Genomic DNA, 25,594 nt, shown 5'->3' with positions numbered 1-25,594 from the left:
TCCCATCCTGACTGAGAGGAACGATCATGGTTCTGCGCTCGGAAATTCTGGTGAACAAAAACGTGCTCCCGACTAAAGAACAAGCTCTGCCCGGCCGCGAAACCGCGATGACCCTGCCTGAAAAGCACTTCGTCTTCGAAGAAACCCCGCTGCTCGGCCCGTTTTTCCAGGACGTCGATTTCGCAATCTTCGGTCTGGGTTGCTTCTGGGGCGCCGAGCGTCGCTTCTGGCAGCGCGAAGGCGTGGTCAGCACGGTGGTTGGCTATGCCGGCGGCTTCACGCCGAACCCGACTTACGAAGAAGTCTGCTCAGGCCTGACCGGCCACGCCGAAGTGGTGCTGGTGGTGTATGACAAGGCGCAAGTCAGCTACGAAGAACTGCTGGCGATGTTCTGGGAATTGCACAACCCGACTCAGGGCATGCGTCAGGGCAACGACATCGGCACGCAGTACCGCTCGGTGATCTACGCGACCTCGCCAGAGCAACTGGATGCCGCGCTGGCGAGCAAAGCGACCTATCAGGCTGAACTGTCGAAAGCGGGCCTGGGTGAAATCAGCACCGAGATCGAACAGGCACCGACCGTGTACTTTGCCGAGACGTATCACCAGCAGTATCTGGCGAAAAACCCGGAAGGCTACTGCGGGATTGGCGGCACTGGTGTGTGCATGCCACCGAGTCTGGCCGGTAACTAAGCCTTAAAGCAAAAGATCGCAGCCTTCGGCAGCTCCTACAGGAGTCGAGATCGTCCACAAATGTGTGAGCGTTCACCGAACCCTGTAGGAGCTGCCGCAGGCTGCGATCTTTTGATCTTGCCGTTGATCAGCTCTCGGCAATCAGCCAATCCATCTGCCAGCCACCCTGGGTCTGCCCCAGCTTCTTCGACAACCACGGCAGCAGCTCACGCAATTCTTCCTCCAGCCCCCACGGCGGATTGGCAATCGCCATCCCCGAGCCGTTCAGGCTGTTCGGCGTATCCAATGGATGCACCAGCAACTCCACGCGCAACAATTTCGGCGCGCCAGTGCCGGCCAGGTCCTGGTAGAAACGGCGCAAGGCACGCTGATCCTTCACCGGGTACCAGATCGCCGTCACGGTTTGACGCATCCGGCCAATGGCTTCTTTCATCGACGCCGCACAACGCTGCATTTCATCGAGCTGCTCGAACGGCGGATCAATCAACATCACCGCGCGCTTCTCCTGCACCGGCAACATCGCCCGCGCAACATGCCAGCCCTCGCCCAGATGCACTTTCACCCGACGATCGCCGGCCATGTTGTCTTTGAGCAGCACGCCGTCTTCAGGGTGCTTCTCGTTGAGCATCACCCGATCCTGCGGCCGGGTCAGACGCCGCGCCAGCTCCGGCGAACCCGGGTAGTAGCGCAACTGGCCATCCGGGTTCATCTCGTGCAGCACTTTCATGTAGTCGGCGGTCAGCGCCGGCAGGTCCGGCTGATCCCACAGGCGCGCAATGCCTTCCAGGTACTCGCCGGTACGGTTGGCCTGATCGCCCTGCAAGTCATACAGACCAATGCCGGCGTGGCTGTCGAGATAGGCAAACGGCTGCTCCTTGCGCGACATCAGGGCGATGAGGCGGGTCAAGGTCAGGTGTTTGAACACATCGGCGTGATTGCCGGCATGGAAGGCGTGACGATAATTCATGATTGCTCCTGCGAAGGCCGCGAAGTTTACCTTTTACCGGGCGGCAAGTCAGGGGTTGGTAGCCGAGCGGCCTCTTACATGTTAAGAATCTGACCCAACCCCATCGCCACAGGTCATTTATCTCGCTTAACAGGCAGGTACCCGCCGACAGGAAGTCCAACCCATGCGTCACCCGATCTTTTTCTCTCTGTGCCTGATCTGCTCAATGCACGCTGTTTCGGGCGAAAACCACATTGCGCAGGCCCGCCAAATGCTCAAGAACTACGGCTTGAGTCACTGCATCCTGAAGCCATTCAAAGAAAATTCAGCCTTGGAAAAGGACATCGGTCTGTCCGCTGGTGCTTACTCGTTCATGGGCAAAGGCATGCACTCCGTCCTGCAGAATGAAGACACGCTGCAAGTGCTGCACGATCCATATAAAGAAACCAGAAACTATGTGTATGCGGCCTACAAGCAGACACCATCGATCAGCAAACACTCGAACAGCAATGTCGTTTTTTATGGGTGCCTGGAGGTCTACAACTCAGAGGCTTTCGACAGTTTTATCAAGACACAGGATCGCTACATCGCAGACTGACTGCCGTACCCTCAACGTCAAAAGATCGCAGCCTTCGGCAGCTCCTACAGGGGATTTCATGTAGGAGCTGCCGAAGGCTGCGATCTTTTGATTTTGCTCCTGAAAATTCAGGAAGGCATCGCGCGCAACCGCTTGCCGATGACATCCAGCACATCACAGCCGTCGCGCAGCGGAATCACGCAGAGCTGGGCGAAGTCGCTGAGGATGACGGAGTCGCATTCGACCGAGCCGCGCATGCACATGTTTTCCAGGACCTGAATCACGGCGCGCAGGCGATGGTTGGCGGCGTCCAGGAGGATGTCGAGGGGGACGTGGGTGTCGATGAACAGGGTGGGCATGTCGCTGCAATTGCCGGTCAGGGCCATGAAGCGGTTGTCGGGATGGGGGATGATTTTTTCGTAGGGTGGATCGGGTTTTAGTGTTGGCATCTTTTATTAACCTAGGTGGATAAATTGTAGCTACCACCATCCTTCCTACAGGTTTGGGTGGCAGCCGTACGCGAGAGTAGGAAACTGAAGATCCACCAACTCAGCTCACGCCGAAGCGTGTCCCGCGCACAGCCGCCGCGAACGATGTTACGGGCACAAATTAAGTGCCGCAATCAAACGACAGCGATGATGCACGGTGGATCTAGGGTTCCTACACCCTGTCACCACTCTCGCAGTGACAACGAAAAGCCTACCCCTGCAACCCAACGCCCACCAGTTCATGAAAACCGCCGCAACTCGAAGGAAACGTCCGAGGCCTTCGCCCGGAAATTTCACACCGACTCTGCCAGCAAAAACTCCAATAACGCCGATTGCGACGATTCTTCCGACACTGCAACCCGGAAAAACTGCCTGACCTTGCAGCGCATAACAGCCTCGGGAAATGCCTCGTACAACGCCGGATGTTCCTCGCTCAGCCACTGCACAGCATTGCTGACCTGAACCTCATCACCATTCAAGGCCAACACCGAATCAGGCACCGTCCACCAAGGAAACACCCGCCCCGAAACCTGTGCCCTGCCCCCGACATCAACAGGCTGACCATTGATGAGTCCGCGCGCGACCACCGGCAACAGCTGCGCCGATTCCACTTCTTCAGACTGCAGGATCGGCAACAGAAACCGCCCATCCCAAAACCGGAAAAACACAGCCTTCCCGTCCGGCATCAGCACTTGCGTCAGGCTGCGAAAATGCTCGATCACCACTTCAAGGCTCGCCGAAGAAACCGCCAACCACCCCCAGTCGCGGGACTCGGTAGTCGCCACCCAATCCAGGAACTCACTGTCCGCCGCGACAATTCCCACGAAGGGCATCACCGCATCCCACTCGGCGTAGATCGTGTCCGCCCAAACCGGGCTCGGCGCCAACTGCATCGGCGGCTTGGCAGCGCTGGCATTACTGAAAATCGCAAACAACTGCTCCGACGGTTTCAGCGGCTGACGCGCCAGCCATGCGTGTGGGTCGAGACATTCAGGCTGCACAAACACCCTCCTTGCAGCGCTCACACTCTTCGCAGAATGGCGCGTCACCTTTGAGACTCATGATCTGCGCGGCCGCCAGCATCGCTGCCGGGGCCGCCACCAAATTTTCCGGCAGCCCCGGCACACTCGGCGCCGCGCTCATCGCCGCCATCGGCGCGCCACCCACCACAATCGGCACGCTGCTGAAAATTCCGCCGGGGCCGATGTTGATCCACTGCCCACCGGCCTGAATCGTTGCGCTGGCGCCACCATCAATCACCACTTGCTGGCCGGCGCTGACGTGGAATTGCGCACTGGCGCTGGTCGCCTGATTGCTCACGCGGATATGCCGATCGCCAACGACGGTCAGATGATCGTCCTGCCTCACTTCAGTCTGGCGTTGGCCATGGGTAATGCGTTGTTCGTCAGCCTTCAACTCATGCCTGGCGATGCCGGTGACGACGATGCTGCGCTGGTTGTCGACCTGCACTTGTTGATCATTCAACACATGCTGAGTCCAGTTGCGCTGGGCACGCAGGTAAATTTCCTCGGCGCCTTTTTTGTCCTCGATGCGCAGCTCGTTGTAGCCACCGCCACCGGGGCTGCTCTGGCTGCGGAAGATGCTGCGGGTCTTGTCCGCTGGCAAGTCCAGTGGCACCGGGGTCGCTGCGTTTGGCAGACACCCCATCACCAGCGGTTTATCCGCGTCGGCATCGATGAAACCGACCAGCACTTCCATGCCGACCCTTGGAATCAACACGCTGCCGTAACGATCGTGAGCCCAGCCAGTGGCAACTCGCAGCCAGCAACTGGCGTGCTCGTTGAGCTCTCCGTCGCGATCCCAGGCCAGTTGCACCTTGACCCGACCGTACTCATCGCAGTGGATTTCGCTGTCCTGCGGCCCGGTGACGACGGCCGGTTGATAGCCGAGCATCCGTGGCTTTTCCGGCCCCAAGGCTGGACGAAAGAACACGTCCCACGGCGTCGCGAGAAAGGTATTACGGTAACCACGGAATTCTTCCCCATCGCTGGTCACCGATTCCTCCAGCACTTGCGGCTGCCGACCACGGTGTTCAATGGCGGTAAGCAGCCACAGATCATTCCATACCTGACGCGGGTGCCCGGTCAGTTGCAGGAAATGTCCACAAGCCAATGCGGATTCATCGCTGATGCCTTCGGCTTGACGGTAATCGGCGATATGTCGCTCAAGTGCGCGCTGGGTGAGGTGCTTGCCGGTTTCACGGTCGTTGAATTGGCCGGGAAAGCGGTAATCCTCCAGCACCGGGTTCTGTTCGCCGTCGATGCGACTCTGCAGTTGCAAGCGCGGCTTCTCGAAGTTGTAGTCGCGCCGGGTGACCACACTGGTACGGGTTTGCACGCGAACATTGAAGCGCTGAATCGCCGGCGCCCCGCCTGCCATGCCAGTGCCCGGCAAATAAAGGGTCGGCTCGGCCAGGCGCGGGAACACCGTTTGATCGTCGCCGAACACCAACAGGTGGCCTTCGGGACTGTGCTGAAAATGGTAGTGAATGCCGACTTCGGCGCACAGGCGCTGGATAAACGCGAGATCACTCTCTGCGTATTGCACGCAATATTCGCGCACCGGGTATTCGCTGCCGAGGCGAAATTCGAAGGCATCACGCAGGATCGCGTGGTCCTTGAGAACCTGCGCAACGATCTGCGGCACGCTCTGGTGCTGGAATATCCGCTGATTGATGCGGTGCCCCAGGTACGTCAGACGCGGGACAAGGCTCAGGTGATAACGAGTAAGACGTTTCCCGGAGTCGCCCTGTCCGACCTGATAGATCTGACCGTGAATACCGGAACCATCCGCAGCAAAGCTCAGAAACGCCTGACGGTGCAGCAGGCTTTCGAGGTCCAGGTCCGGCCGCTCACTGACCAGTTCCAGCTCGAAGCGAAAGGGTTGGCTGATGGCTTCCGTGCCCGTGAACTCAAGGACTTTGAGGTCGTGCGGGGCGCCTTCGAGGGTCAACGTGAAACGCGGTTGATTGGCAGGCGCGAACATCCGATGTCTCTCTGCAGAATGAAGGGCGGGCGATTCTGCATGAGAGGCAAGGGAGGCTGGGTGGGTGACGGAAAAATCAGATTTGCCCTACTTTGACCGTCTAAATGCCCTACTCAAATTGCCGCATCCAACTACAGACAGATCCCTCGAACCCTGCACTGAACCCTGTGGGAGCTGGCTTGCCAGCGAAGGGGCCAGCACATTCAACAGATGCAGTGACTGACAAACCGCCATCGCTGGCAAGCCAGCTCTTACAGGGTTTTCCAGTGTTCTATAGAAAACACGGGCACAAAAAAACGGCCCGCCTCTTGTAGGAGACGGGCCGTTTTTAGTGAGCCTCAGCTCAGAACAATCACTTGTTCAGGTTGTAATCTTTTTCTGCCGCTTCGAAACGCTGCACCATGCCAGCCGTCGGCTTACCGAGCTTGCTGACGATGTAGATGACCAGGCTGGCGAGGATGAAGCCCGGGATGATTTCGTACAGACCCATCACGTCCAGCTGCTTCCAGGCGACCACGGTGATCGCGCCGACCAGAATACCGGCCAGTGCGCCGTCACGGGTCATGCCTTTCCAGATTACCGAGATCAACACAACCGGACCGAATGCTGCACCGAAACCGGCCCAGGCATAGCTGACCAGACCCAGTACCTGGTTTTTCGGGTTAGCGGCCAGTGCGATGGCGACCAGTGCAACCAGCAGCACCATGGCGCGACCGACCCAGACCAGCTCTTTCTGCGAAGCGGTCTTGCGAATGAACGCTTTGTAGAAGTCTTCAGTCAGGGCGCTCGAGCACACCAGCAACTGGCAGCTCAGGGTGCTCATGACAGCCGCGAGGATGGCCGACAGCAGAACCCCGGCAACCCATGGGTTGAACAGCAGTTTGGCCAGTTCGATGAACACGCGCTCGTGGTTCTCGGTCACAGGACCCGCTACTTCCGGGTGCGCCGAGAAGTAAGCAATACCGAAGAAGCCCACGGCCACGGTACCGCCCAGGCACAGGATCATCCAGGCCATGGAGATGCGACGCGCCTTGGCAATCGATTTGACCGAATCAGCGGCCATGAAACGCGCAAGGATGTGCGGCTGGCCGAAGTAGCCCAGACCCCAGCCCAGCAGCGAGATGATGCCGATGAAGGACGTGCCTTTGAGCATGTCGAAGTTGCTTGGATCTTGTGCTTCGATCGCCAGGAACGTGGTATCGACGCCGCCGGTGGCCAGCAGCACGATAATCGGCGTCAGGATCAGCGCGAAGATCATCAGCGTGGCTTGTACGGTGTCAGTCCAGCTCACCGCGAGGAAACCACCGACGAAGGTGTAGGCAATCGTTGCCGCAGCACCGGCCCACAGCGCAGTCTCGTAGGTCATGCCGAAAGTGCTTTCGAACAGACGGGCGCCAGCGACGATGCCCGAAGCGCAGTAAATGGTGAAGAACACCAGAATCACAACGGCCGAGATAATCCGCAGCAGGCCGCTTTTGTCTTCGAAACGGCTGGAGAAGTAATCAGGCAGGGTCAGTGCGTCGCCGTTGTGCTCGGTCTGCACGCGCAGACGGCCGGCAACGAACAGCCAGTTCAGGTAGGCACCGATGATCAGGCCGATGGCGATCCAGCTTTCGGAAAGACCGGACATATAGATGGCGCCCGGCAGGCCCATCAACAACCAGCCACTCATGTCGGAAGCACCGGCAGACAGAGCAGTCACGACGCTGCCCAGGCTACGGCCGCCCAGAATGTAGTCAGAAAGGTTGTTGGTGGAGCGATAGGCCATGAGACCGATCAGCACCATTGCTGCGATGTAGATCACGAATGTGATCAGGGTTGGATTACTTACGCTCATTGAGTTACGCCCTGGCTTTGTTTTTATGTAGCGGCGGTGGTGAACCGCTCGCAAACGACGACGTTTGGCAGACGATCCGGGATCCCGCGCATTTAAGACTGATGTTTCCCCAGGAAAGCCATCAGCCGGGTACATCGGGAATTCCGGTTGCACCTTGGGCGCGAATGCTATGCAACAAATCAAATAAGGTGCAACCAGTTTCGCGAGAATAAGTTGCACCTAGTCGGATTTATCGACGACGACCCCGTTTTTGCTCCCTTTTGTAACAGTTATGGCCTGTTGCTAGAAGCAAAAGCACCAAACAGGAGCAGCACTTTCGTACCAGAAAATATTTCCTGACGAGCTGCTTATATTTCCGACAAAAAAAGGGTTGCACCCGGTTGCACCTCATTCGGCGCACGGCTAATCTTGCCGCCAGCTGATGCCACGCAACTGTGGCAACCATGAGGATAAAAATATGGCTACCACCACCCTTGGGGTCAAACTCGATGACCCGACCCGCGAGCGCCTGAAGGCCGCCGCAACCTCGATTGATCGTACGCCGCACTGGCTGATCAAGCAGGCAATTTTCAATTACCTGGAAAAACTCGAGGGTGGTGCAACCCTGACCGAGCTGAACGGCTTGTCCGCCAAGGACGCCGACGACTCGGGCGAAGTCCACAACGATCACGCCCACCAGTGCTTCCTGGAGTTCGCAGAAAGCATTCTGCCGCAATCGGTGCTGCGCGCCTCCATCACTGCCGCTTACCGTCGCCCTGAGCCGGAAGTGGTACCGATGCTGATCGAGCAGGCTCGCCTGCCGGTCGCAATGGCCGAAGCCACCAACAAACTCGCGGCGTCCATCGCAGAAAAACTGCGCAACCAGAAAAGTGCCGGCGGTCGTGCAGGCATTGTTCAAGGTCTGTTGCAGGAATTTTCCCTGTCGTCCCAGGAAGGCGTGGCGCTGATGTGCCTGGCCGAAGCGCTGCTGCGTATCCCGGACAAGGGCACTCGCGATGCGCTGATCCGCGACAAGATCAGTACCGGCAACTGGCACCCGCACTTGGGCAACAGCCCGTCGCTGTTCGTCAACGCCGCCACCTGGGGTCTGCTGCTGACCGGCAAACTGGTGTCGACGCATAACGAAGCCGGCCTGACTTCGTCGCTGAGCCGCATCATCGGCAAGAGCGGCGAGCCGATGATCCGCAAGGGCGTCGACATGGCCATGCGCCTGATGGGCGAGCAGTTCGTGACCGGCGAGACCATTGCCGAAGCACTGGCCAACGCGAGCAAGTTCGAAACCAAGGGCTTCCGCTACTCCTACGACATGCTTGGTGAAGCAGCGCTGACCGAACACGACGCGCAAAAGTACCTGGCGTCGTACGAACAAGCGATCCACTCGATCGGCAAAGCCTCTCACGGTCGTGGGATTTATGAAGGCCCGGGCATCTCGATCAAGCTGTCGGCACTGCACCCGCGTTACAGCCGTGCGCAGTACGAGCGTGTGATGGAAGAGCTGTACCCGCGCCTGCTGTCGCTGACCTTGCTGGCCAAGCAATACGACATCGGCCTGAACATCGACGCTGAAGAAGCTGACCGTCTCGAACTGTCGCTGGATCTGCTCGAGCGCCTGTGCTTCGAACCGCAATTGACTGGCTGGAACGGCATCGGTTTCGTCATCCAGGCTTACCAGAAGCGCTGCCCGTATGTGATCGACTACGTGATTGACCTGGCTCGCCGTAGCCGTCATCGCCTGATGATCCGTCTGGTGAAAGGCGCGTACTGGGACAGCGAAATCAAGCGCGCCCAGGTCGAAGGCCTGGAAGGCTACCCGGTCTACACCCGCAAGGTGTACACCGACGTTTCCTACATCGCTTGCGCACGCAAACTGCTGTCGGTGCCGGAAGTCATCTACCCGCAGTTCGCCACGCACAATGCCCACACCCTGTCGGCCATTTACCATATTGCCGGTCAGAACTATTACCCCGGCCAGTACGAATTCCAGTGCCTGCACGGCATGGGCGAACCGCTCTACGAGCAGGTTGTAGGCAAAGTTTCCGAAGGCAAACTGAACCGTCCGTGCCGCGTGTACGCACCGGTTGGCACTCACGAAACCCTGCTGGCGTACCTCGTGCGTCGTCTGCTGGAAAACGGTGCGAACACCTCGTTCGTCAACCGCATCGCCGACCAGTCGATTTCGATTCAGGAGCTGGTGGCCGATCCGGTTGCTCAGATCGAGCAGATGGCGACCGTGGAAGGTGGCTTCGGCCTGCCGCATCCGCGTATCCCGCTGCCGCGTGACCTTTATGGTGCCGAGCGCGCCAACTCCAGCGGCATCGACATGGCCAACGAACACCGTTTGGCGTCGTTGTCCTGCGCTTTGCTCGCCACCGCACACAACGACTGGAAAGCCGCGCCGATGCTTGGTTGCGCTTCCAGCACCGAAACGCCTGCGCCAGTGCTGAACCCTGCGGATCACCGTGATGTGGTCGGCCACGTGCAGGAAGCTACGGTTGAAGACGTCGACAACGCTATTCAATGCGCCCTGAACGCTGCGCCGATCTGGCAGGCCACCCCGCCCGCTGAACGTGCCGCGATTCTGGAGCGTGCCGCTGATTTGATGGAAGGCGAGATCCAGCCGCTGATGGGCCTGTTGGCTCGCGAAGCCGGCAAGACGTTCGCCAACGCCATCGCCGAAGTCCGCGAAGCTGTCGACTTCCTGCGTTATTACGCGGTGCAGGCACGCAACGACTTCAGCAATGACGCCCACCGCCCACTGGGCCCAGTGGTGTGTATCAGCCCGTGGAACTTCCCGCTGGCGATCTTCAGCGGTCAAGTCGCCGCCGCTCTGGCTGCCGGTAACCCGGTACTGGCCAAACCGGCCGAACAAACCCCGCTGGTGGCGGCTCAGGCTGTGCGCCTGATGCTCGAAGCCGGGATTCCGGAAGGTGTGCTGCAACTGCTGCCGGGTCGCGGTGAAACCGTCGGCGCAGGCCTGGTCGGTGATGATCGCGTCAAAGGCGTGATGTTCACAGGCTCCACCGAAGTCGCGCGTCTGCTGCAACGCAACATCGCCGGTCGCCTCGACAACCAGGGTCGCCCGATTCCGCTGATCGCCGAAACCGGTGGCCAGAACGCGATGATCGTCGACTCGTCTGCTCTGACTGAACAAGTCGTGATCGACGTAGTGTCCTCGGCGTTCGACAGCGCTGGTCAGCGTTGCTCGGCCCTGCGCGTACTGTGCTTGCAGGAAGATTCTGCTGATCGCGTCATCGAAATGCTTAAAGGTGCCATGGCGGAATCCCGTCTCGGCAACCCTGAGCGTCTGTCCGTGGACATTGGACCGGTGATCGACGCCGAAGCCAAGGCCGGTATCGACAAGCACATCCAGGGCATGCGCGACAAAGGTCGCAACGTGTACCAGGTGGCTATCGCTGACACCGAAGAAGTCAAACGCGGCACCTTCGTCATGCCGACCCTGATCGAACTGGAAAGCTTCGACGAGCTGCAACGCGAGATCTTCGGCCCGGTGCTGCACGTGGTTCGCTACAAGCGCAAAGAGATCGACCAGTTGATCGGCCAGATCAACGCTTCCGGTTATGGCCTGACCCTCGGCGTGCACACCCGTATCGACGAGACCATCGCCAAGGTGATCGACAACGTCAACGCCGGTAACGTCTACGTCAACCGCAACATCGTCGGTGCTGTGGTCGGCGTGCAGCCGTTCGGCGGCGAAGGTTTGTCGGGTACTGGCCCGAAAGCCGGTGGCCCGCTGTACCTGTATCGCTTGCTGTCGACGCGTCCGACCGATGCTATCGAACAATCCTTCGCTCGCGGTGATGCTGCCGTAGCCCCGGACGTTCGCCTGCGTGACGCCATGAGCAAGCCGTTGACCGCCCTGAAAGCCTGGGCTGACAGCAACAAGTTCGCTGACCTGAGCACCCTGTGCGTTCAGTACGCCGCGCAATCGCAAAGCGGCATTACCCGCGTGCTGGCCGGCCCGACCGGTGAGAAGAACAGCTACGCGATCCTGCCGCGTGAACACGTGTTGTGCCTGGCGGATGTTGAAGGCGATCTACTGACCCAACTGGCCGCGGTACTGGCTGTAGGCGGTTCGGCGGTGTGGCCAGAGTCCGACATCAGCAAGGCATTGTTCGCACGTCTGCCGAAGGAAATTCAGGCGCGGATCAAACTGGTAGCCGACTGGAACAAGGACGACGTGGTATTCGATGCCGTTCTGCACCACGGCCATTCGGACCAGTTGCGCGGCGTTTGCCAGCAGATTGCCAAGCGTGCCGGCGCGATCGTTGGGGTTCAGGGCTTGTCCCAGGGCGAGACCAACATTGCGCTGGAGCGCCTGGTGATTGAGCGCGCGTTGAGTGTTAACACCGCTGCGGCGGGTGGTAATGCGAGTTTGATGACCATCGGTTAGTACCGAAAAACCGGGCACCTGCATAGGTGCCCGGCATGGCAACAATCCCTGTGGGAGCTGGCTTGCCAGCGATAGCGATGTGTCAGTCACCATTAATGTTGACTGATCTGCCGCCATCGCTGGCAAGCCAGCTCCCACAGTGTTTTGGGGTGTTTGTTAAGTCGGCGCTCTAGCCCAACATCACGCTTATCAATCTTCCTGTTCAGTGTTTATCAGCAAGCCTAGACTCGGCCCAACCCCAATTTCAGGTAGGCCGCCATGTCCGAGACGCTGCTCAGTTCCCGCAATCTGGCTTTCGAGCTGTATGAAGTCCTTGATGCCGAGGGCCTGACCCGGCGTGAGCGCTTTGCCGAGCACAACCGCGAGACCTTCGATGCCGCCATTGGCACCGCCCGCAACATTGCCGAGAAATACTTCGCGCCGCACAACCGCAAGGGTGATGAGAACGAGCCGCGCTACGAGAACGGTCAGGCGATTCTGATTCCCGAGGTGAAACCGGCGGTGGACGCTTTTCTCGAAGCCGGATTCCTCAACGCTGCGAGAAGTTTCGACGCCGGCGGCATGCAACTTCCTACACTGCTGTCGCAAGCCTGCTTCGCGCATTTCCAGTCGGCCAATGCTGCTTCGACTTCGTACCCGTTCCTGACCATGGGCGCGGCCAACCTGATCGAAAGCTTCGGCACGGATGAACAGAAGCAGCGCTTCCTGCAACCGATGATCGACGGCCGTTTCTTCGGCACCATGGCCCTGACCGAGCCGCACGCGGGCTCTTCGCTGTCGGATATTCGCACCCGCGCCGAGCCTGCGGCCGACGGCACCTATCGCCTCAAGGGCAACAAGATCTTTATTTCCGGCGGTGATCATCCGCTCTCGGAAAACATCGTGCACATGGTGCTGGCCAAGCTGCCAGACGCGCCGCCGGGGGTAAAAGGTATCTCGCTGTTCATCGTGCCGAAGTTTCTGGTCAATGATGACGGCACCCTGGGCCAACGTAACGATGTGCTGCTTGCCGGGCTATTCCACAAGATGGGCTGGCGTGGCACGACGTCTACCGCACTGAACTTCGGCGATAACGGTGAATGTGTCGGCTATCTGGTCGGTGAAGCGCATCGCGGTTTGAGCTACATGTTCCAGATGATGAACGAGGCGCGGATCGGCGTCGGCATGGGCGCGGTGATGCTCGGTTACGCCGGTTACCTGTATTCGCTGGAGTACGCTCGCGAACGTCCGCAAGGCCGGGTGCCGGACAGCAAGGATCCAACCACTGCGCCCGTGGCGATCATTCAGCACGCCGACGTCAGACGCATGCTGCTGACGCAAAAGTCCTACGTCGAAGGTGCCTTTGACCTCGGGCTGTATGCGGCGCGGTTGTTCGATGACACCACAACACTGGAAACCGAAGCCGAGCGCAAGCACGCCCATGAACTGCTGGATTTACTGACACCCATCGTCAAATCCTGGCCGTCGGAGTTCTGCCTCAAGGCCAACGAACTGGCGATCCAGATTCTCGGCGGCCACGGTTACACCCGCGAATACCCGGTTGAGCAGTATTACCGCGATAACCGTTTGAATCCGATCCACGAAGGCACCCACGGCATTCAGTCGCTGGACTTGCTCGGGCGCAAACTGGCGCAGAACGGTGGGGCAGGCTTGAAGCAACTGGTGCGGCTGATCGCCGACACCGCTGAACGCGCTGTTGCGTACGAATCATTAACCGCACTACGTGAGCCGTTGGAAAAACTGGTGGCGCGCCTGCAAGTGGTGACCATCGGTTTGCTGACCGATCTTGCCCAGGGCAAGGTCAACAGCAGCCTGGCGAATTCGGCGCTGTATCTGAAAGTGTTTGGCCACACGGTGATTGGCTGGCGCTGGCTGGAGCAGGCTATTCGCGCCGAGGAAGGCTTGGCCAAGGGCAATGCCGCGGACGCCGACTTCTATAAGGGCAAGTTGCAGGCGGCGCGGTATTTCCTGACGTGGGAAGTGCCGGGCTGTCACCACGAGTTGGCGTTGCTGGAGGCGCGGGATGATACGTGCCTGGCGATGCAGGATGCTTGGTTCTGATCTGGATTATGCGTGCGGCTGATACCGTCTTCGCGGGCAAGCCCGCTCCCACAGGGTTCTGTGGTGTTCACGCACCATGTGAACACGCCGCAATACCTGTGGGAGCGGGCTTGCCCGTGATGGGGGCGGAACTGACAGGACATCAGCTCAACCTGAACCCACCCATCTGCCGCGCCAGATCATCCGCCAGACGCTGCAACATCTGACAATCCTCGCGACACGCCCGAACCTCCCCCGCCGTCGCCCGGGCCAGATCGGAAATACCCTGTACGTTACGGTTGATCTCTTCAGTCACCGCTGACTGTTCTTCGGTCGCGGTCGCCACCTGATGGTTCATGTCGCTGATGCGCTCGACCTGCCCGGTGATTGCCGTCAGCGACGCACCGGTACGCTGGCTCGACTCGACCCCAGTGCCCGTCGCTGCTTGCCCGGTGCGCATCGATGACACGGCATTTTCCGCGCCCTGCTTGAGGCTGCCGATCATCAGTTGAATTTCGTCGGTGGACGCTTGGGTCCGTCGCGCCAACGTGCGGACCTCATCGGCTACTACAGCAAAACCACGCCCCATGTCACCCGCCCGGGCAGCCTCGATAGCCGCGTTAAGGGCGAGCAAATTGGTCTGTTCAGAGACGCCGCGAATCACCGCCAGCACCGAGTCGATCGATGCCACTTGCTGCGCCAGTTCACCCACCGCACCGGCCGCCAGGCCGATTTCATCGGACATGCTTTCAATGTGCCGAATCGAGCCGCCCACCACTTCCCGCGCTTGCATGGCTTCATCCCGCGCGTTTTGCGAAGCGAGTGCGGCGTTGCCGGCGTTTTGCGCGATTTCCTGCACGGTCAGGCCCATTTCGTGGACAGCCGTGGCGACCATGTCGGTCATTTCCTGCTGGCGACCGGAACGCTCGGCAGTGTTTTCCACCACTTTCGCCACCTGCCCCACCGCCGTGCGCAGGCGCTCGCTGGTGGTCAGGACTTCGCCAATCATTTCGCGCTGACTGTCGAGGAAGCGATTGAAGCCGCGCGCCAGGTCACCCAACTCGTCTGCACGACTGGAATCTAACCGATGGGTCAAATCCCCCCCACCGCTACCGATTGCCACCAACGCGGCTGTTACCTGACGGATCGGCCGCACCAGCCCCTGCGCCAGCCACACCACCAGCAGCAGGCATACCAGCGCCACTGCCAGACCGATTGCGCCGCTGATCCACATCGCCTTGCGGGCTTCGGCGTAGATCTGCGATTGCGGCACTTCGGCGACCAGCGTCCAGCCGAGATCGCGTAACGGCAGGCTGAAAGCGAGGAAATCCTCGCCGTCGCGCTGAAATGAGCGATTCGTCGCCACTTTCTGGCCCATGACCGCTTGCGCCGCTTCGGCGCCGATCTGCTCGTTCAAGGTGCGTTTACCACTGAACTGCGCTTCAGGATGAACCTGGATCAAACCGTCGGAACGCACGAGATAGACCTTGCCGCGCTCACCAAAGCTGAAATTATGGATCAGCTCCGACAGCTCTTTCATGCTCAACCCAAGGCCCGCCACACCGACGACTTTGCCAGCCTGTTCGACCTTCAAATCGATGAAAAGCGCCAGCTCTCCCGTCGCCACATCGTTGTCGATATTGAGGGTGCGCGGCTGATCGCTGTCGAGGAAGGAGTAAAACCAGGCGTCGGCCGGTTTGGTACGGCTGAGCGTGCGATCCAGGCCTTTTTCGCTGATGTAGTGATTGGATTCAGTGCCGATGATCAAAGCAGTAAATGCTTTATGTTCGGCGCGGATGCCTTCCAGATACTGCGCGAAGCCGGCCGTTTTGCTGCTGTCTTCACCGGCGGCCAGCCAGTCGCGCACCATCGAATTGCTAGCGATATCTTTCGCGGCGGTCAGCGGTTGTATGAGGATGCGTTCGATATCGTTGCGCGTCGCTTCAATGCTCGACGGCAGCGCTTGTTCGACCAGATAGCTCTGGGCGAGGCGGTTGACCACCAGGGTATAAATGCCAACCACGATCAGGATGCTGACCAGCAGGGCGGTGCCCATACTGAGAATCAGCTGCCATTGAATACTGCGTCGCCACAAATGCATGGAGCACCCCCAAAGAATAAGTGGCCGAAACAATGCAACAGCCGTGCCGATTGTATACAACTCAATCGACAATCTATTCTTTGGTTGTGCGCAACCCCATCAACCCTGATTGATGGTCTTGGCGATGGTGTCGACCGTGGCGCTGACTTGCTCTTGATAACGGTCGAGTTCTTGCTGGTGCTGTTTCTTCATTTCGATCTGCTGCGAGCACAGATTCATCGCCGCCAGCACCAGCAGGCGGTCGCCGATCAGCGTCGGGTATTTCCTTTTGGTGTCCGCCAACGCGGCCTTGAGCATGAGTGCGGCGTCCAGCAGGGTCTGTTCTTCCCCGGCCGGCGCCTTGATCGAATAGTCCTCCCCAAGAATGGAGACAACTTTTACCCCTGCTGTGTGGTGGCTCATGCGCTGACAGGACCTGCGTTGACGCGATCAACCAGGGCTTGAATGCGCGCGGCGGTGGCGCCGTGTTTTTCTTCCTGTTCCATCAGGTTCAGTTGCAGGCTTTCGTTTTCATCCTTGGCCTGGGCCAGTTCCGTGGACAGGGTCTGGTTGGTTTGCGAAAGGGTCTGGTTCTGTTGCACCAGGTCGCTGACGAGCTGTTCCAACTGGCTGAGGGATGCTTCCAACATTTTGATCTTCCAAGCGTTTTTCAAAGGGCGCGTACGATAAAGAAAAGTCGTCGTGGACGCTAGGTTTAAACCGGCGCAAAGCCTTGATTTTCCTGACGGCCGACCGTTCTCGCGAGTTTAAAAGACTGTGATCTGCCAATCTGGTTCCTGCACTTCGTCGCTCAAAGCGGGGTGCGACAAATCCGCACATGAACTAAAGAGTTCATTTGCCTGACCGATAAGTCATGCATTAGCAGTCTCAGCCCGCATGGATGCGGCCCTTTTCGGTACCCGCCCATGTCCCTCCGCAATATGAATATCGCCCCCCGGGCGTTCACTGGTTTCGCCCTGATCGGCGGCCTGATGTTGATTCTTGGTGTGTTCGCCCTGAACCAGATGGACAAAATCCGCGCGGCAGGCGAAGACATCGCCACCGAGAGCGTGCCATCGATCAAGGCCCTGGACGAATTCACTCAACTGACGCTTCGTCTTCGGGTGCTGTCGTATCGCTTGCTGATCAACCGTGAACCGGACGTCCAGCAAAAAACCTTCGAGCTCTTCGAACTGCGCAACAAGCAGATCGCCGACGCGCAACGCGCCTATGAGCCAATGATCGACGGCCCACAGGAACGCTCGGCTTACGACCAGTACGTGCAATTGCTCGCGCAGTACCGCCAGTTGGAAGACAGGATGAAAACCCTGTCGCGCAACAACCAGATCGATGAACTGCGGCAGATGCTCAATAGCGACTTGCTGAGCAATTCGGAAGCGGTGAATGCCGCGTTGGCGCGCTTGCTGGAAATCAACACCCAGCAAATCGCCGAAACTGATAAAGGTGCGTCTGACCAGTACTCCATGTCGTTCAACCTGGTGGTCACTCTGCTGATCATTGCCAGCGGCCTGACTGTACTGTTCGCCTGGTTGCTGACCAACAGCATCACCAAGCCAATCTCCAAAGCACTGGAAGCGGCAGAGACCATCGCCGAAGGCAATCTGACGCAGCCGATCCACGTCGACGGCAGCGACGAAGCCGGACGCCTGCTGGCGGCGATGGCCAAGATGCAATCGAAGCTGCGCGACACCCTGCAGCGGATTTCCGGTTCGGCCACGCAACTTGCCTCGGCCGCAGAAGAACTCAACAGCGTCACCGACGAAAGCGCCCGCGGCCTGACTCAGCAGAACAACGAAATCGAACAGGCGGCTACGGCGGTCAACGAGATGACCAGCGCGGTCGAAGAAGTCGCCCGCAACGCGGTAAGCACCTCGGAAGCCTCGAAGAACGCCACCACGTCAGCAGGCGACGGCCGTGATCTGGTGCAGGAAACGGTCAGCGCCATCGAACGCATGAGCGCCGACGTGCAGAGCACGGCGAGCCTGATCGGCGATCTTGCCAATGAATCCCGTGACATCGGCAAGGTGCTGGACGTGATTCGTGGCCTGGCTGATCAGACCAACCTGCTGGCGCTGAACGCCGCGATTGAAGCCGCGCGTGCCGGTGAGGCCGGTCGTGGTTTTGCGGTGGTGGCGGACGAAGTGCGTGCCTTGGCCCATCGCACACAGCAGTCGACCAGCGAGATCGAGCGCATGATCGGCAGCATTCAGAGCGGCACCGAACACGCTGTGGATTCGATGCGCAACAGTACTGAGCGTGCTGAGTCGACGCTGAACATCGCCCGTGGCGCCGGGATGTCGCTGGACACCATCAATACCGCCATCGTCGAGATCAACGAACGCAACCTGGTAATCGCCAGCGCCGCTGAAGAGCAGGCGCAGGTGGCGCGGGAAGTCGACCGTAATCTGGTGAACATCCGCGATCTGTCGGTGCAATCGGCGACCGGCGCGAATCAGACCAGTGCAGCGAGTAACGAGCTGTCGCGGCTGGCGCTGGATCTGAACAATATGGTTGGGCGGTTCAGCCTTTAATCGCCAAGAGCAAAGATCGCAGCCTGCGGCAGCTCCTACATGGGATTGATGTACACCCTGTAGGAGCTGCCGCAGGCTGCGATCTTTTGATCTACCAAAAACCTTTTTGACATCACCACATTTCAACAGGTTAGAATCGCTGGCACGCAGACTGCATGGTCAGTTTGCGCCCGTCTTTACGCTTCTGGAGTACTGCCTTTGAATGCGACGACCATCAACAGCCTGTTCTTGATCGGCGCGTTGCTGGTAGGCGCAAGCATTCTTGTCAGCTCACTCTCTTCCCGGCTCGGCATTCCGATTCTGGTCATTATTCTCGCGGTCGGCATGGCCGCCGGGGTCGATGGCGGCGGGATCATTTTCGACAATTACCCCACGGCTTATCTGGTCGGCAACCTCGCGCTGGCGGTGATCCTGCTCGACGGCGGCTTGCGCACGCGGGTATCAAGTTTCCGCGTGGCGTTGTGGCCGGCGCTGTCGTTGGCGACGGTCGGAGTCTTGATCACCACCGGACTGACCGGCATGGCAGCGGCCTGGTTGTTCGACCTGAACCTGATCCAGGGCCTGCTGATCGGCGCCATCGTCGGCTCCACCGACGCCGCGGCGGTGTTCTCGCTCCTCGGCGGCAAGGGCCTGAACGAACGGGTGAGCGCCAGCCTGGAAATCGAATCCGGCAGCAACGACCCGATGGCGGTGTTCCTCACCGTGACCCTGATCGACATGCTCGCCAGCGGCCAGACCGGTTTGCACTGGAGCCTGTTGACCCACCTGATCCGCGAGTTCGGTATCGGTGGCATGGTCGGGCTCGGCGGTGGCTGGTTGATGTTGCAAATGGTCAACCGGATCAACCTCGCCGCCGGCCTGTATCCGATTCTGGTGATCGCTGGCGGTCTGGTGGTGTTTGCCCTGACCAACGCCTTGCACGGCAGCGGTTTCCTCGCGGTGTACCTGTGTGGCCTGGTGATCGGCAACCGCCCGGTGCGCAGCCGTCACGGCATCCTGCACATGCTTGATGGCATGGCGTGGCTGGCGCAGATCGGCATGTTCCTGGTGCTGGGGCTGCTGGTCACGCCACACGATTTGCTGCCCATCGCCCTGCCCGCCCTCGGCCTGGCGCTGTGGATGATTCTTTTTGCGCGGCCGTTGTCGGTGATGGTCGGCCTGCTGCCGTTCAAGGCGTTCCATGGCCGCGAGAAAGTCTTTATTTCCTGGGTTGGCCTACGCGGCGCGGTACCGATCATTCTTGCGGTGTTCCCGCTGATGGCCGGGCTGCCGAACGCGCAGCTGTACTTCAACCTCGCCTTCTTCATCGTGTTGGTGTCACTACTGGTGCAGGGCACAAGCCTGCCGTGGGTCGCCAAACTGCTGAAGGTCACCGTACCGCCGGAGCCTGCGCCGATTTCGCGATCCGCACTGGAAGTGCACATCACCAGCGAGTGGGAGCTGTTCGTTTATAAGCTCGGCGCGGAGAAATGGTGCATCGGTTCGCCCCTGCGCGAGCTGAAAATGCCCGAAGGCACGCGCATCGCCGCGCTGTTTCGTGGCCAGCAACTGCTCCATCCGTCGGGTAGTACGGTGCTGGAAGTCGATGATTTGCTGTGTGTTATCGGCCATGAACACAACTTGCCGGCGCTCGGAAAACTGTTCAGCCAGGCGCCGCAACGTGGGCTCGACCTGCGTTTCTTCGGCGACTTCGTGCTCGAAGGAGACGCCCAGCTTAAAGCGGTTGCCGCGCTTTATGGCTTGCCGGCCGAAGGCATCGATCCGGACATGACCCTGGGCACCTTCATTGCCCACAAGGTCGGGGGGGCGCCGATCGTGGGTGACCAGGTGGAGTGGAACAACACCCATTGGACGGTGGCGGTCATGGACGGGAACAAGATTGCTAAAGTGGGCGTCAGATTCCCCGAAGGAAGTCGCCCGGGCCCCGGACTCTTCCTCTAAACTGCGTCCACTATCACTTGCTTGACCGGTCTCTATGCCTACCCTGCGCTCCTTTTTCGTCGCGGCCCTTCTGGGCCTGAGTCTTACTGTCGGCCCGCTGTACGCCGCCGAACCACCGTCGAGCCAATCCGTGCAGGCCAGCCTCGACAAGCTCGCCGACAGTAAACTGCCGGATGCCGATAAAAAGACTCTGCAAACTGTCCTGCAGAACACGCTCAATCATCTGAACAATCAGCGTGATTACGAACAGAAGCTGATCGATCTCAAGCAGCAACTGGCCTCCGCGCCCCGGCAGACCATCGAGAGCACCCGCGAACTGACGCGTCTCAAGGCCACTGCGGTGGTACCGGTGACCCAGCGCTTCCCCAAGGAGTCGATCCAGCAGCTGGAGCAAATCCTGACGGATCGCTCGACCCAGCAAAGTGATCTGCAAAAAGCCCTGGCCGAGGCCAACAGCCTGATCATCACCGCGCAGACTCGTCCCGAGCGGGCTCAGGCAGAAATTTCCGCCAGCCAGACGCGCATTCAACAGATCAACAACATCCTCAAGTCCGGCAAGGAAGCGGGCAAGACGGTCAGCGCCGAGCAGCGCGACCAGTTGAATGCCGAGCTGGCGGCGCTGAACGCGCTGATACCGTTGCGCCGCCAGGAACTGGCCGGCAATAACCAGTTGCAGGATCTGGGCAACGCTCAACATGACCTGCTGTCCGAAAAATCCGACCGCCTCGACCGCGAGATCCAGGAACTGCAGACCCTGATCAACCAGAAGCGTCTGGCGCAGTCTCAGGAAACCGTCACCCAGCAATCGATCGAGGCACAGAAGGCCGGCAGCAGCAGCCTGCTCGCCACTGAAAGCGCCGCCAACCTCAAACTCTCGGACTACCTGCTCAAGAGTACCGATCGTCTCAACGAAGTCACTCAGCAGAACCTGCTAACCAAACAGCAACTCGACACTCTGACCCAGAGCGACTCCGCCCTCGACGAGCAGATTGCCGTGCTCAAGGGCAGCCTGCTGCTGTCGAAGATTCTCTACAAACAGAAACAGGCTCTGCCCCGCCTGAAGGTCGACCGTGATCTGGCGGATCAGATCGCCGACATCCGCCTGTATCAGTTTGATGTCAGCCAGCAGCGTGAACTGCTGAGCAATCCGGCGTCCTATGTGGACAACCTGCTGACTACCCAGCCGCCGGAAGAGATTACGCCGCAGCTGCGCAAAAGCCTGCTGGACCTGGCCAACACGCGCGCCGACTTGCTGGAGCGGCTCAACCGCGAATTGAGCGCGATGCTCAACGAATCGATCACCCTGCAACTCAACCAGAAGCAACTGCTGAGCACCGCGCAAAGCCTGCGCGCGACCCTCGACGAGCAGATGTTCTGGATTCCCAGCAACAAGCCGCTGGACCTGGAGTGGATGCGCGGCGTGCCGGATCGCCTGAAGCGTCAGGTCGATACGTTGCCGTGGGCTTCCAGCCTGAGCGAGTTGACCGACGGTCTGACCCAGCGCCCGTTGCTGTTCCTGCCGCTGGCGCTGCTGATCGGCGCGTTGCTGTGGCGGCGCAAGAGTCTGTATGGGCGCCTGAACAAGGTTCACCAGGACATCGGCCACTTCAAACGCGACAGCCAGTGGCACACGCCGCAGGCGATCCTGATCAATATTCTGCTGGCGATGCCGGTGGCGCTGGGACTGGGCCTGTGCGGCCTGGCCTTGCAGATCGACGCCCGCGGACAGAACGCCAACATGGGCGCGGCGCTGCTGCAAATGGGTCAGGCATGGCTGGTGTTCTACACCGCCTACCGGATTCTGGCGCCAGGCGGCGTGGCCGAATTGCACTTCCGCTGGGAAAAACCCCAGGTCGAATTCCTGCAAGGCTGGGTGCGTCGACTCGGCCTGGTGGTCATGGCACTGGTGGCAGTGGTCGCGGTCGCGGAATTGCAGCCAGCGGCGCTGGCCGACGACGTCCTCGGCATGCCGGTGGTGCTGACCTGCTACGCGTTGATGGCATGGCTGCTCAGCCGTCTGCTGATCAGCAGCCCTACCCACCAAAACACCTCGCTGTTCCGCAAGGCTCTTGGCGTGATGTTTACCCTGCTGCCAATCGCGTTGTTCGTAGCCGTTTGCTTTGGTTACTACTACACCGCGCTGAAACTCAGCGATCGCTTGATCAATACGCTCTATCTGCTGATGTTCTGGCTGGTGATCGAAGCGACCTTCGTTCGCGGCCTCAGCGTTGCCGCACGGCGTCTGGCCTACCAGCGTGCCCTGGCCAAGCGCCAGGCTGCGAAAGAGGCCGGCGAAGGCGAAGCCGTAATTGAAGAGCCGACCCTGGACATCGAAAAGGTCAACGAACAGTCCCTGCGCCTGATCCGTCTGGCCCTGCTCGGCGGTTTCATCGCGGCGCTGTACTGGGTCTGGTCGGACCTGATCTCGGTATTCTCGTACCTCGACAACATCACCCTTTACGAATACACCAGTGGCACCGGCGCCAACATGAGCATGGTGCCGATCAGCATCGGCGACATGCTTGGCGCGCTGATCATCATTGGCATCACCTTTGCCCTGGCGCGCAACTTGCCCGGCCTGCTCGAAGTGTTCGTGCTGTCAAAACTCAATCTCGCGCAGGGCAGTGCTTACGCGACCACGACACTGCTGTCCTACGTGATCGCTGGCATCGGCTTCGTCACGACCCTGTCGACCCTCGGGGTGAGTTGGGACAAGTTGCAATGGCTGGTGGCGGCGCTGTCGGTCGGCCTCGGTTTCGGTATGCAGGAGATCTTCGCCAACTTCATCTCCGGCATCATGATTCTGTTCGAACGCCCGGTGCGGATCGGCGACACCATCACCATCGGCAACCTGTCGGGCACGGTGAGCAAGATCCGCATCCGCGCCACGACCATTACCGACTTCGACCGCAAGGACATCATTGTCCCGAACAAGACGTTCATCACCGGGCAACTGATCAACTGGTCGCTGACCGACACCGTCACCCGAGTCACGCTCAAACTCGGTGTCGACTACGGTTCCGATCTGGATCTGGTCAAGGAGCTGCTGCTCAAGGCCGCCCGGGAAAACCCGCGCGTGCTCAAGGAGCCGGAACCGCTCGTGTACTTCCTCAACTTCGGCGAAAGCACCCTCGACCACGAACTGCGCATGCACGTACGCGATCTGGGCGACCGCAACCCGGTGCTTGATGAGGTCAACCGCTTTATCAACCGCGAGTTCAAGAAGCAGCACATCAACATCTCGTTCCGCCAGATGGAGGTTTACCTGAAGAACCTGCATGGCCAGGAATACAAGTTGGTGCCCATCGAAGCGGAGACCAAAACCATCGTGCCGGTTGGCGCCGAGCAAAAACCGCTGCAAGATTCGCCACAAGAGCCTTTGCAAGAGCCGCCACCGACCAAACTCGACTAACCCGGTTAATCCCAGCAGAATGCTCGGACATTCTGCTGGAGCCGGCCCTTGAAAGCCCTCGACGAACTGACCTTCGACAATCGTTTCGCCCGCCTTGGCGATGCATTCTCCGCCCACGTGCTGCCCGAGCCGATCGACAACCCTCGTCTGGTCGTCGCAAGTCCCGCAGCGCTCGCCCTGCTGGATCTAGAGCCGGCCACCGCCGAAACGCAAGAGTTTGCCGAACTGTTCGGCGGCCACAAGCTGTGGGCCGATGCCGAGCCGCGAGCGATGGTTTATTCCGGACATCAGTTCGGCGGCTACACGCCGCAACTGGGTGATGGTCGCGGCTTATTGCTCGGCGAGGTCTACAACGCGGCCGGCGAGCACTGGGACTTGCACCTCAAGGGCGCAGGGCAGACGCCGTTTTCGCGCATGGGCGATGGTCGCGCCGTGCTGCGTTCGTCGATCCGTGAATTCCTCGCTTCCGAAGCGCTGCACGCGCTGAACATTCCGTCCTCGCGCGCAGCCTGCGTGATCGGCTCCGACACCCCGGTCTGGCGCGAAAAGCAGGAACGCGCCGCGATGGTGCTGCGTCTGGCGCCGAGCCATATCCGCTTTGGCCACTTCGAATATTTCTATTACACCAAGCGTCCCGAGGAGCAGAAGTTGCTCGGCGAGCATGTGCTGGCGATGCATTTTCCGCAATGCCTGGAGCAACCCGAACCGTACCTGGCGATGTTCCGCGAGGTCGTCGAACGCAACGCCGAACTGATCGCTAAATGGCAGGCCTACGGGTTCTGCCACGGCGTGATGAACACCGACAACATGTCGATCCTGGGCATCACCTTCGACTTTGGCCCGTTCGCCTTTCTTGATGACTTCGACGCCAACTTCATCTGCAACCACTCGGACGACCAGGGCCGGTATTCCTTCAGCAATCAAGTGCCTATCGGCCAATGGAACCTCAGTGCCCTGGCCCAGGCATTGACGCCGTTCATCAGCGTTGAAGCCCTGCGCGAAACACTTGGCTTGTATTTGCCATTGTTCCAGGCGCACTACCTCGACCTGATGCGCCGTCGTTTCGGGTTCACCACTGCTGAGGATGACGATCAATTGCTGCTGGAAAACCTGCTGCAATTGATGCAGAACAGCGGCGTCGACTACACGCTATTCTTCCGCCGGCTCGGTGATCAATCCGCAGAACTGGCCGTTGCTCAATTGCGTGACGACTTCGTCGACATCCAAGGCTTCGACGCCTGGGGCGAACGCTATGTGGCGCGGGTTGCCCGTGATGGCGCGCTCGATCAAGAGCAACGCCGCACGCGCATGCACGCGGTCAATCCGCTGTACATCCTGCGTAATTATCTGGCGCAAAAAGCGATTGATGCGGCGGAACAAGGGGACTATTCAGAGGTTCGCCGGTTGTATGCGGTGTTGAGCAAGCCATTCGACGAACAACCGGGGATGGAAAGCTATGCCGAGCGCCCGCCCGAGTGGGGCAAGCATCTGGAGATCAGTTGTTCGTCGTGATGGCATCAAACTGGCCAGGCGCAAATTGGAGCGCCGGCGCTGCCAATTGGTGCGGGCAGAGCGAGCGCTCAGGTCTGTGCGACCGCGAATCTCAATCGCG

Annotated in this window: 16 protein-coding genes and 2 pseudogenes; 9 read left to right on the top strand and 9 right to left on the bottom strand. The window is 59.7% G+C overall.

Annotated features, from left to right (window positions below):
* Positions 1-26 precede the first annotated feature (26 nt).
* Positions 27-692, top strand: coding sequence for a peptide-methionine (S)-S-oxide reductase MsrA (msrA, locus tag AB4P97_RS26430; RefSeq protein ID WP_047299451.1), 666 nt, complete (start codon positions 27-29; stop codon positions 690-692).
* 127 nt (positions 693-819) lie between these two features.
* Here msrA and AB4P97_RS26425 read toward each other — a convergent pair whose 3' ends face one another.
* Positions 820-1,659 carry a 23S rRNA (adenine(2030)-N(6))-methyltransferase RlmJ gene (locus AB4P97_RS26425; RefSeq protein ID WP_047299449.1) on the bottom strand — a complete coding sequence of 280 codons (840 nt, stop codon included), beginning with the start codon at positions 1,657-1,659 and terminating at the stop codon, positions 820-822.
* 163 nt (positions 1,660-1,822) lie between these two features.
* On the opposite strand from AB4P97_RS26425, the gene AB4P97_RS26420 reads away from it, so the two are divergent.
* Complete coding sequence (locus AB4P97_RS26420; RefSeq protein WP_042557316.1) at positions 1,823-2,236, top strand: hypothetical protein; 414 nt, start codon at positions 1,823-1,825, stop codon at positions 2,234-2,236.
* A gap of 107 nt (positions 2,237-2,343) precedes the next feature.
* Here the strand turns inward: AB4P97_RS26420 and AB4P97_RS26415 are convergent, their stop codons facing one another.
* From AB4P97_RS26415 to putP, 4 genes are all read right to left on the bottom strand, one after another.
* Positions 2,344-2,664 carry a hypothetical protein gene (locus tag AB4P97_RS26415; RefSeq protein ID WP_047299446.1) on the bottom strand — a complete coding sequence of 107 codons (321 nt, stop codon included), beginning with the start codon at positions 2,662-2,664 and terminating at the stop codon, positions 2,344-2,346.
* A 332-nt stretch (positions 2,665-2,996) separates the two neighbouring features.
* The gene (locus AB4P97_RS26410; protein ID WP_395601808.1) at positions 2,997-3,704 is read right to left on the bottom strand and encodes a DUF4123 domain-containing protein; all 708 of its coding nucleotides are present in this window, start codon (positions 3,702-3,704) and stop codon (positions 2,997-2,999) included.
* A complete protein-coding gene (locus AB4P97_RS26405; protein ID WP_395601807.1) occupies positions 3,694-5,709 on the bottom strand; it encodes a type VI secretion system tip protein VgrG in 2,016 nt (671 codons plus the stop codon). Before AB4P97_RS26405 ends, AB4P97_RS26410 begins: the two co-directional genes overlap by 11 nt.
* A gap of 352 nt (positions 5,710-6,061) precedes the next feature.
* On the bottom strand, positions 6,062-7,546 hold the full coding sequence (gene putP, locus AB4P97_RS26400) for a sodium/proline symporter PutP (protein ID WP_047299443.1): 1,485 nt from the start codon (positions 7,544-7,546) through the stop codon (positions 6,062-6,064).
* Between the two features lie 457 nt (positions 7,547-8,003).
* Between putP and putA the strand changes: the two genes are divergently transcribed.
* Both putA and AB4P97_RS26390 read left to right on the top strand, forming a co-directional pair.
* A complete protein-coding gene (gene putA / locus AB4P97_RS26395) occupies positions 8,004-11,957 on the top strand; it encodes a trifunctional transcriptional regulator/proline dehydrogenase/L-glutamate gamma-semialdehyde dehydrogenase (protein ID WP_200613855.1) in 3,954 nt (1,317 codons plus the stop codon).
* A 258-nt stretch (positions 11,958-12,215) separates the two neighbouring features.
* Positions 12,216-14,018 (top strand): acyl-CoA dehydrogenase, encoded by a 1,803-nt coding sequence (locus AB4P97_RS26390; protein ID WP_042557310.1) that lies wholly within the window; start codon positions 12,216-12,218, stop codon positions 14,016-14,018.
* A gap of 142 nt (positions 14,019-14,160) precedes the next feature.
* On the opposite strand, the gene AB4P97_RS26385 is transcribed toward AB4P97_RS26390, so the two are convergent.
* From AB4P97_RS26385 to AB4P97_RS26370, 4 genes and pseudogenes are all read right to left on the bottom strand, one after another.
* Complete coding sequence (locus tag AB4P97_RS26385; protein WP_395593818.1) at positions 14,161-14,868, bottom strand: methyl-accepting chemotaxis protein; 708 nt, start codon at positions 14,866-14,868, stop codon at positions 14,161-14,163.
* 204 nt (positions 14,869-15,072) lie between these two features.
* Positions 15,073-16,053 (bottom strand): annotated as a pseudogene (locus tag AB4P97_RS26380) (cache domain-containing protein); the annotation flags it as partial.
* A gap of 144 nt (positions 16,054-16,197) precedes the next feature.
* Positions 16,198-16,500, bottom strand: a complete 303-nt coding sequence (locus AB4P97_RS26375; RefSeq protein WP_047299440.1) for a cell division protein ZapA — start codon at positions 16,498-16,500, stop codon at positions 16,198-16,200.
* On the bottom strand, positions 16,497-16,727 hold the full coding sequence (locus AB4P97_RS26370; protein WP_042557307.1) for a hypothetical protein: 231 nt from the start codon (positions 16,725-16,727) through the stop codon (positions 16,497-16,499). Before AB4P97_RS26370 ends, AB4P97_RS26375 begins: the two co-directional genes overlap by 4 nt.
* 276 nt (positions 16,728-17,003) lie before the next feature.
* On the opposite strand from AB4P97_RS26370, the pseudogene AB4P97_RS26365 reads away from it, so the two are divergent.
* From AB4P97_RS26365 to selO, 5 genes and pseudogenes are all read left to right on the top strand, one after another.
* Positions 17,004-17,726 (top strand): annotated as a pseudogene (locus AB4P97_RS26365) (MCP four helix bundle domain-containing protein); the annotation flags it as partial.
* Between the two features lie 30 nt (positions 17,727-17,756).
* Positions 17,757-18,629: a methyl-accepting chemotaxis protein gene (locus AB4P97_RS26360; RefSeq protein WP_371042268.1), complete on the top strand. Its 873-nt coding sequence runs from the start codon at positions 17,757-17,759 to the stop codon at positions 18,627-18,629.
* Positions 18,630-18,827: 198 nt separating this feature from the next.
* Positions 18,828-20,570 (top strand): potassium/proton antiporter, encoded by a 1,743-nt coding sequence (locus AB4P97_RS26355; protein WP_042557305.1) that lies wholly within the window; start codon positions 18,828-18,830, stop codon positions 20,568-20,570.
* A 34-nt stretch (positions 20,571-20,604) separates the two neighbouring features.
* Positions 20,605-23,982 carry a mechanosensitive channel MscK gene (mscK, locus tag AB4P97_RS26350; protein ID WP_042557304.1) on the top strand — a complete coding sequence of 1,126 codons (3,378 nt, stop codon included), beginning with the start codon at positions 20,605-20,607 and terminating at the stop codon, positions 23,980-23,982.
* A gap of 48 nt (positions 23,983-24,030) precedes the next feature.
* Positions 24,031-25,494, top strand: a complete 1,464-nt coding sequence (gene selO, locus AB4P97_RS26345) for a protein adenylyltransferase SelO (protein WP_395601806.1) — start codon at positions 24,031-24,033, stop codon at positions 25,492-25,494.
* The last annotated feature ends 100 nt before the right edge of the window (positions 25,495-25,594 follow it).

Source organism: Pseudomonas sp. A1230 (genome assembly GCF_044218825.1).
Lineage (GTDB): Bacteria > Pseudomonadota > Gammaproteobacteria > Pseudomonadales > Pseudomonadaceae > Aquipseudomonas > Aquipseudomonas iridis.
This window is presented reverse-complemented; position numbering and strand designations above follow the sequence as displayed.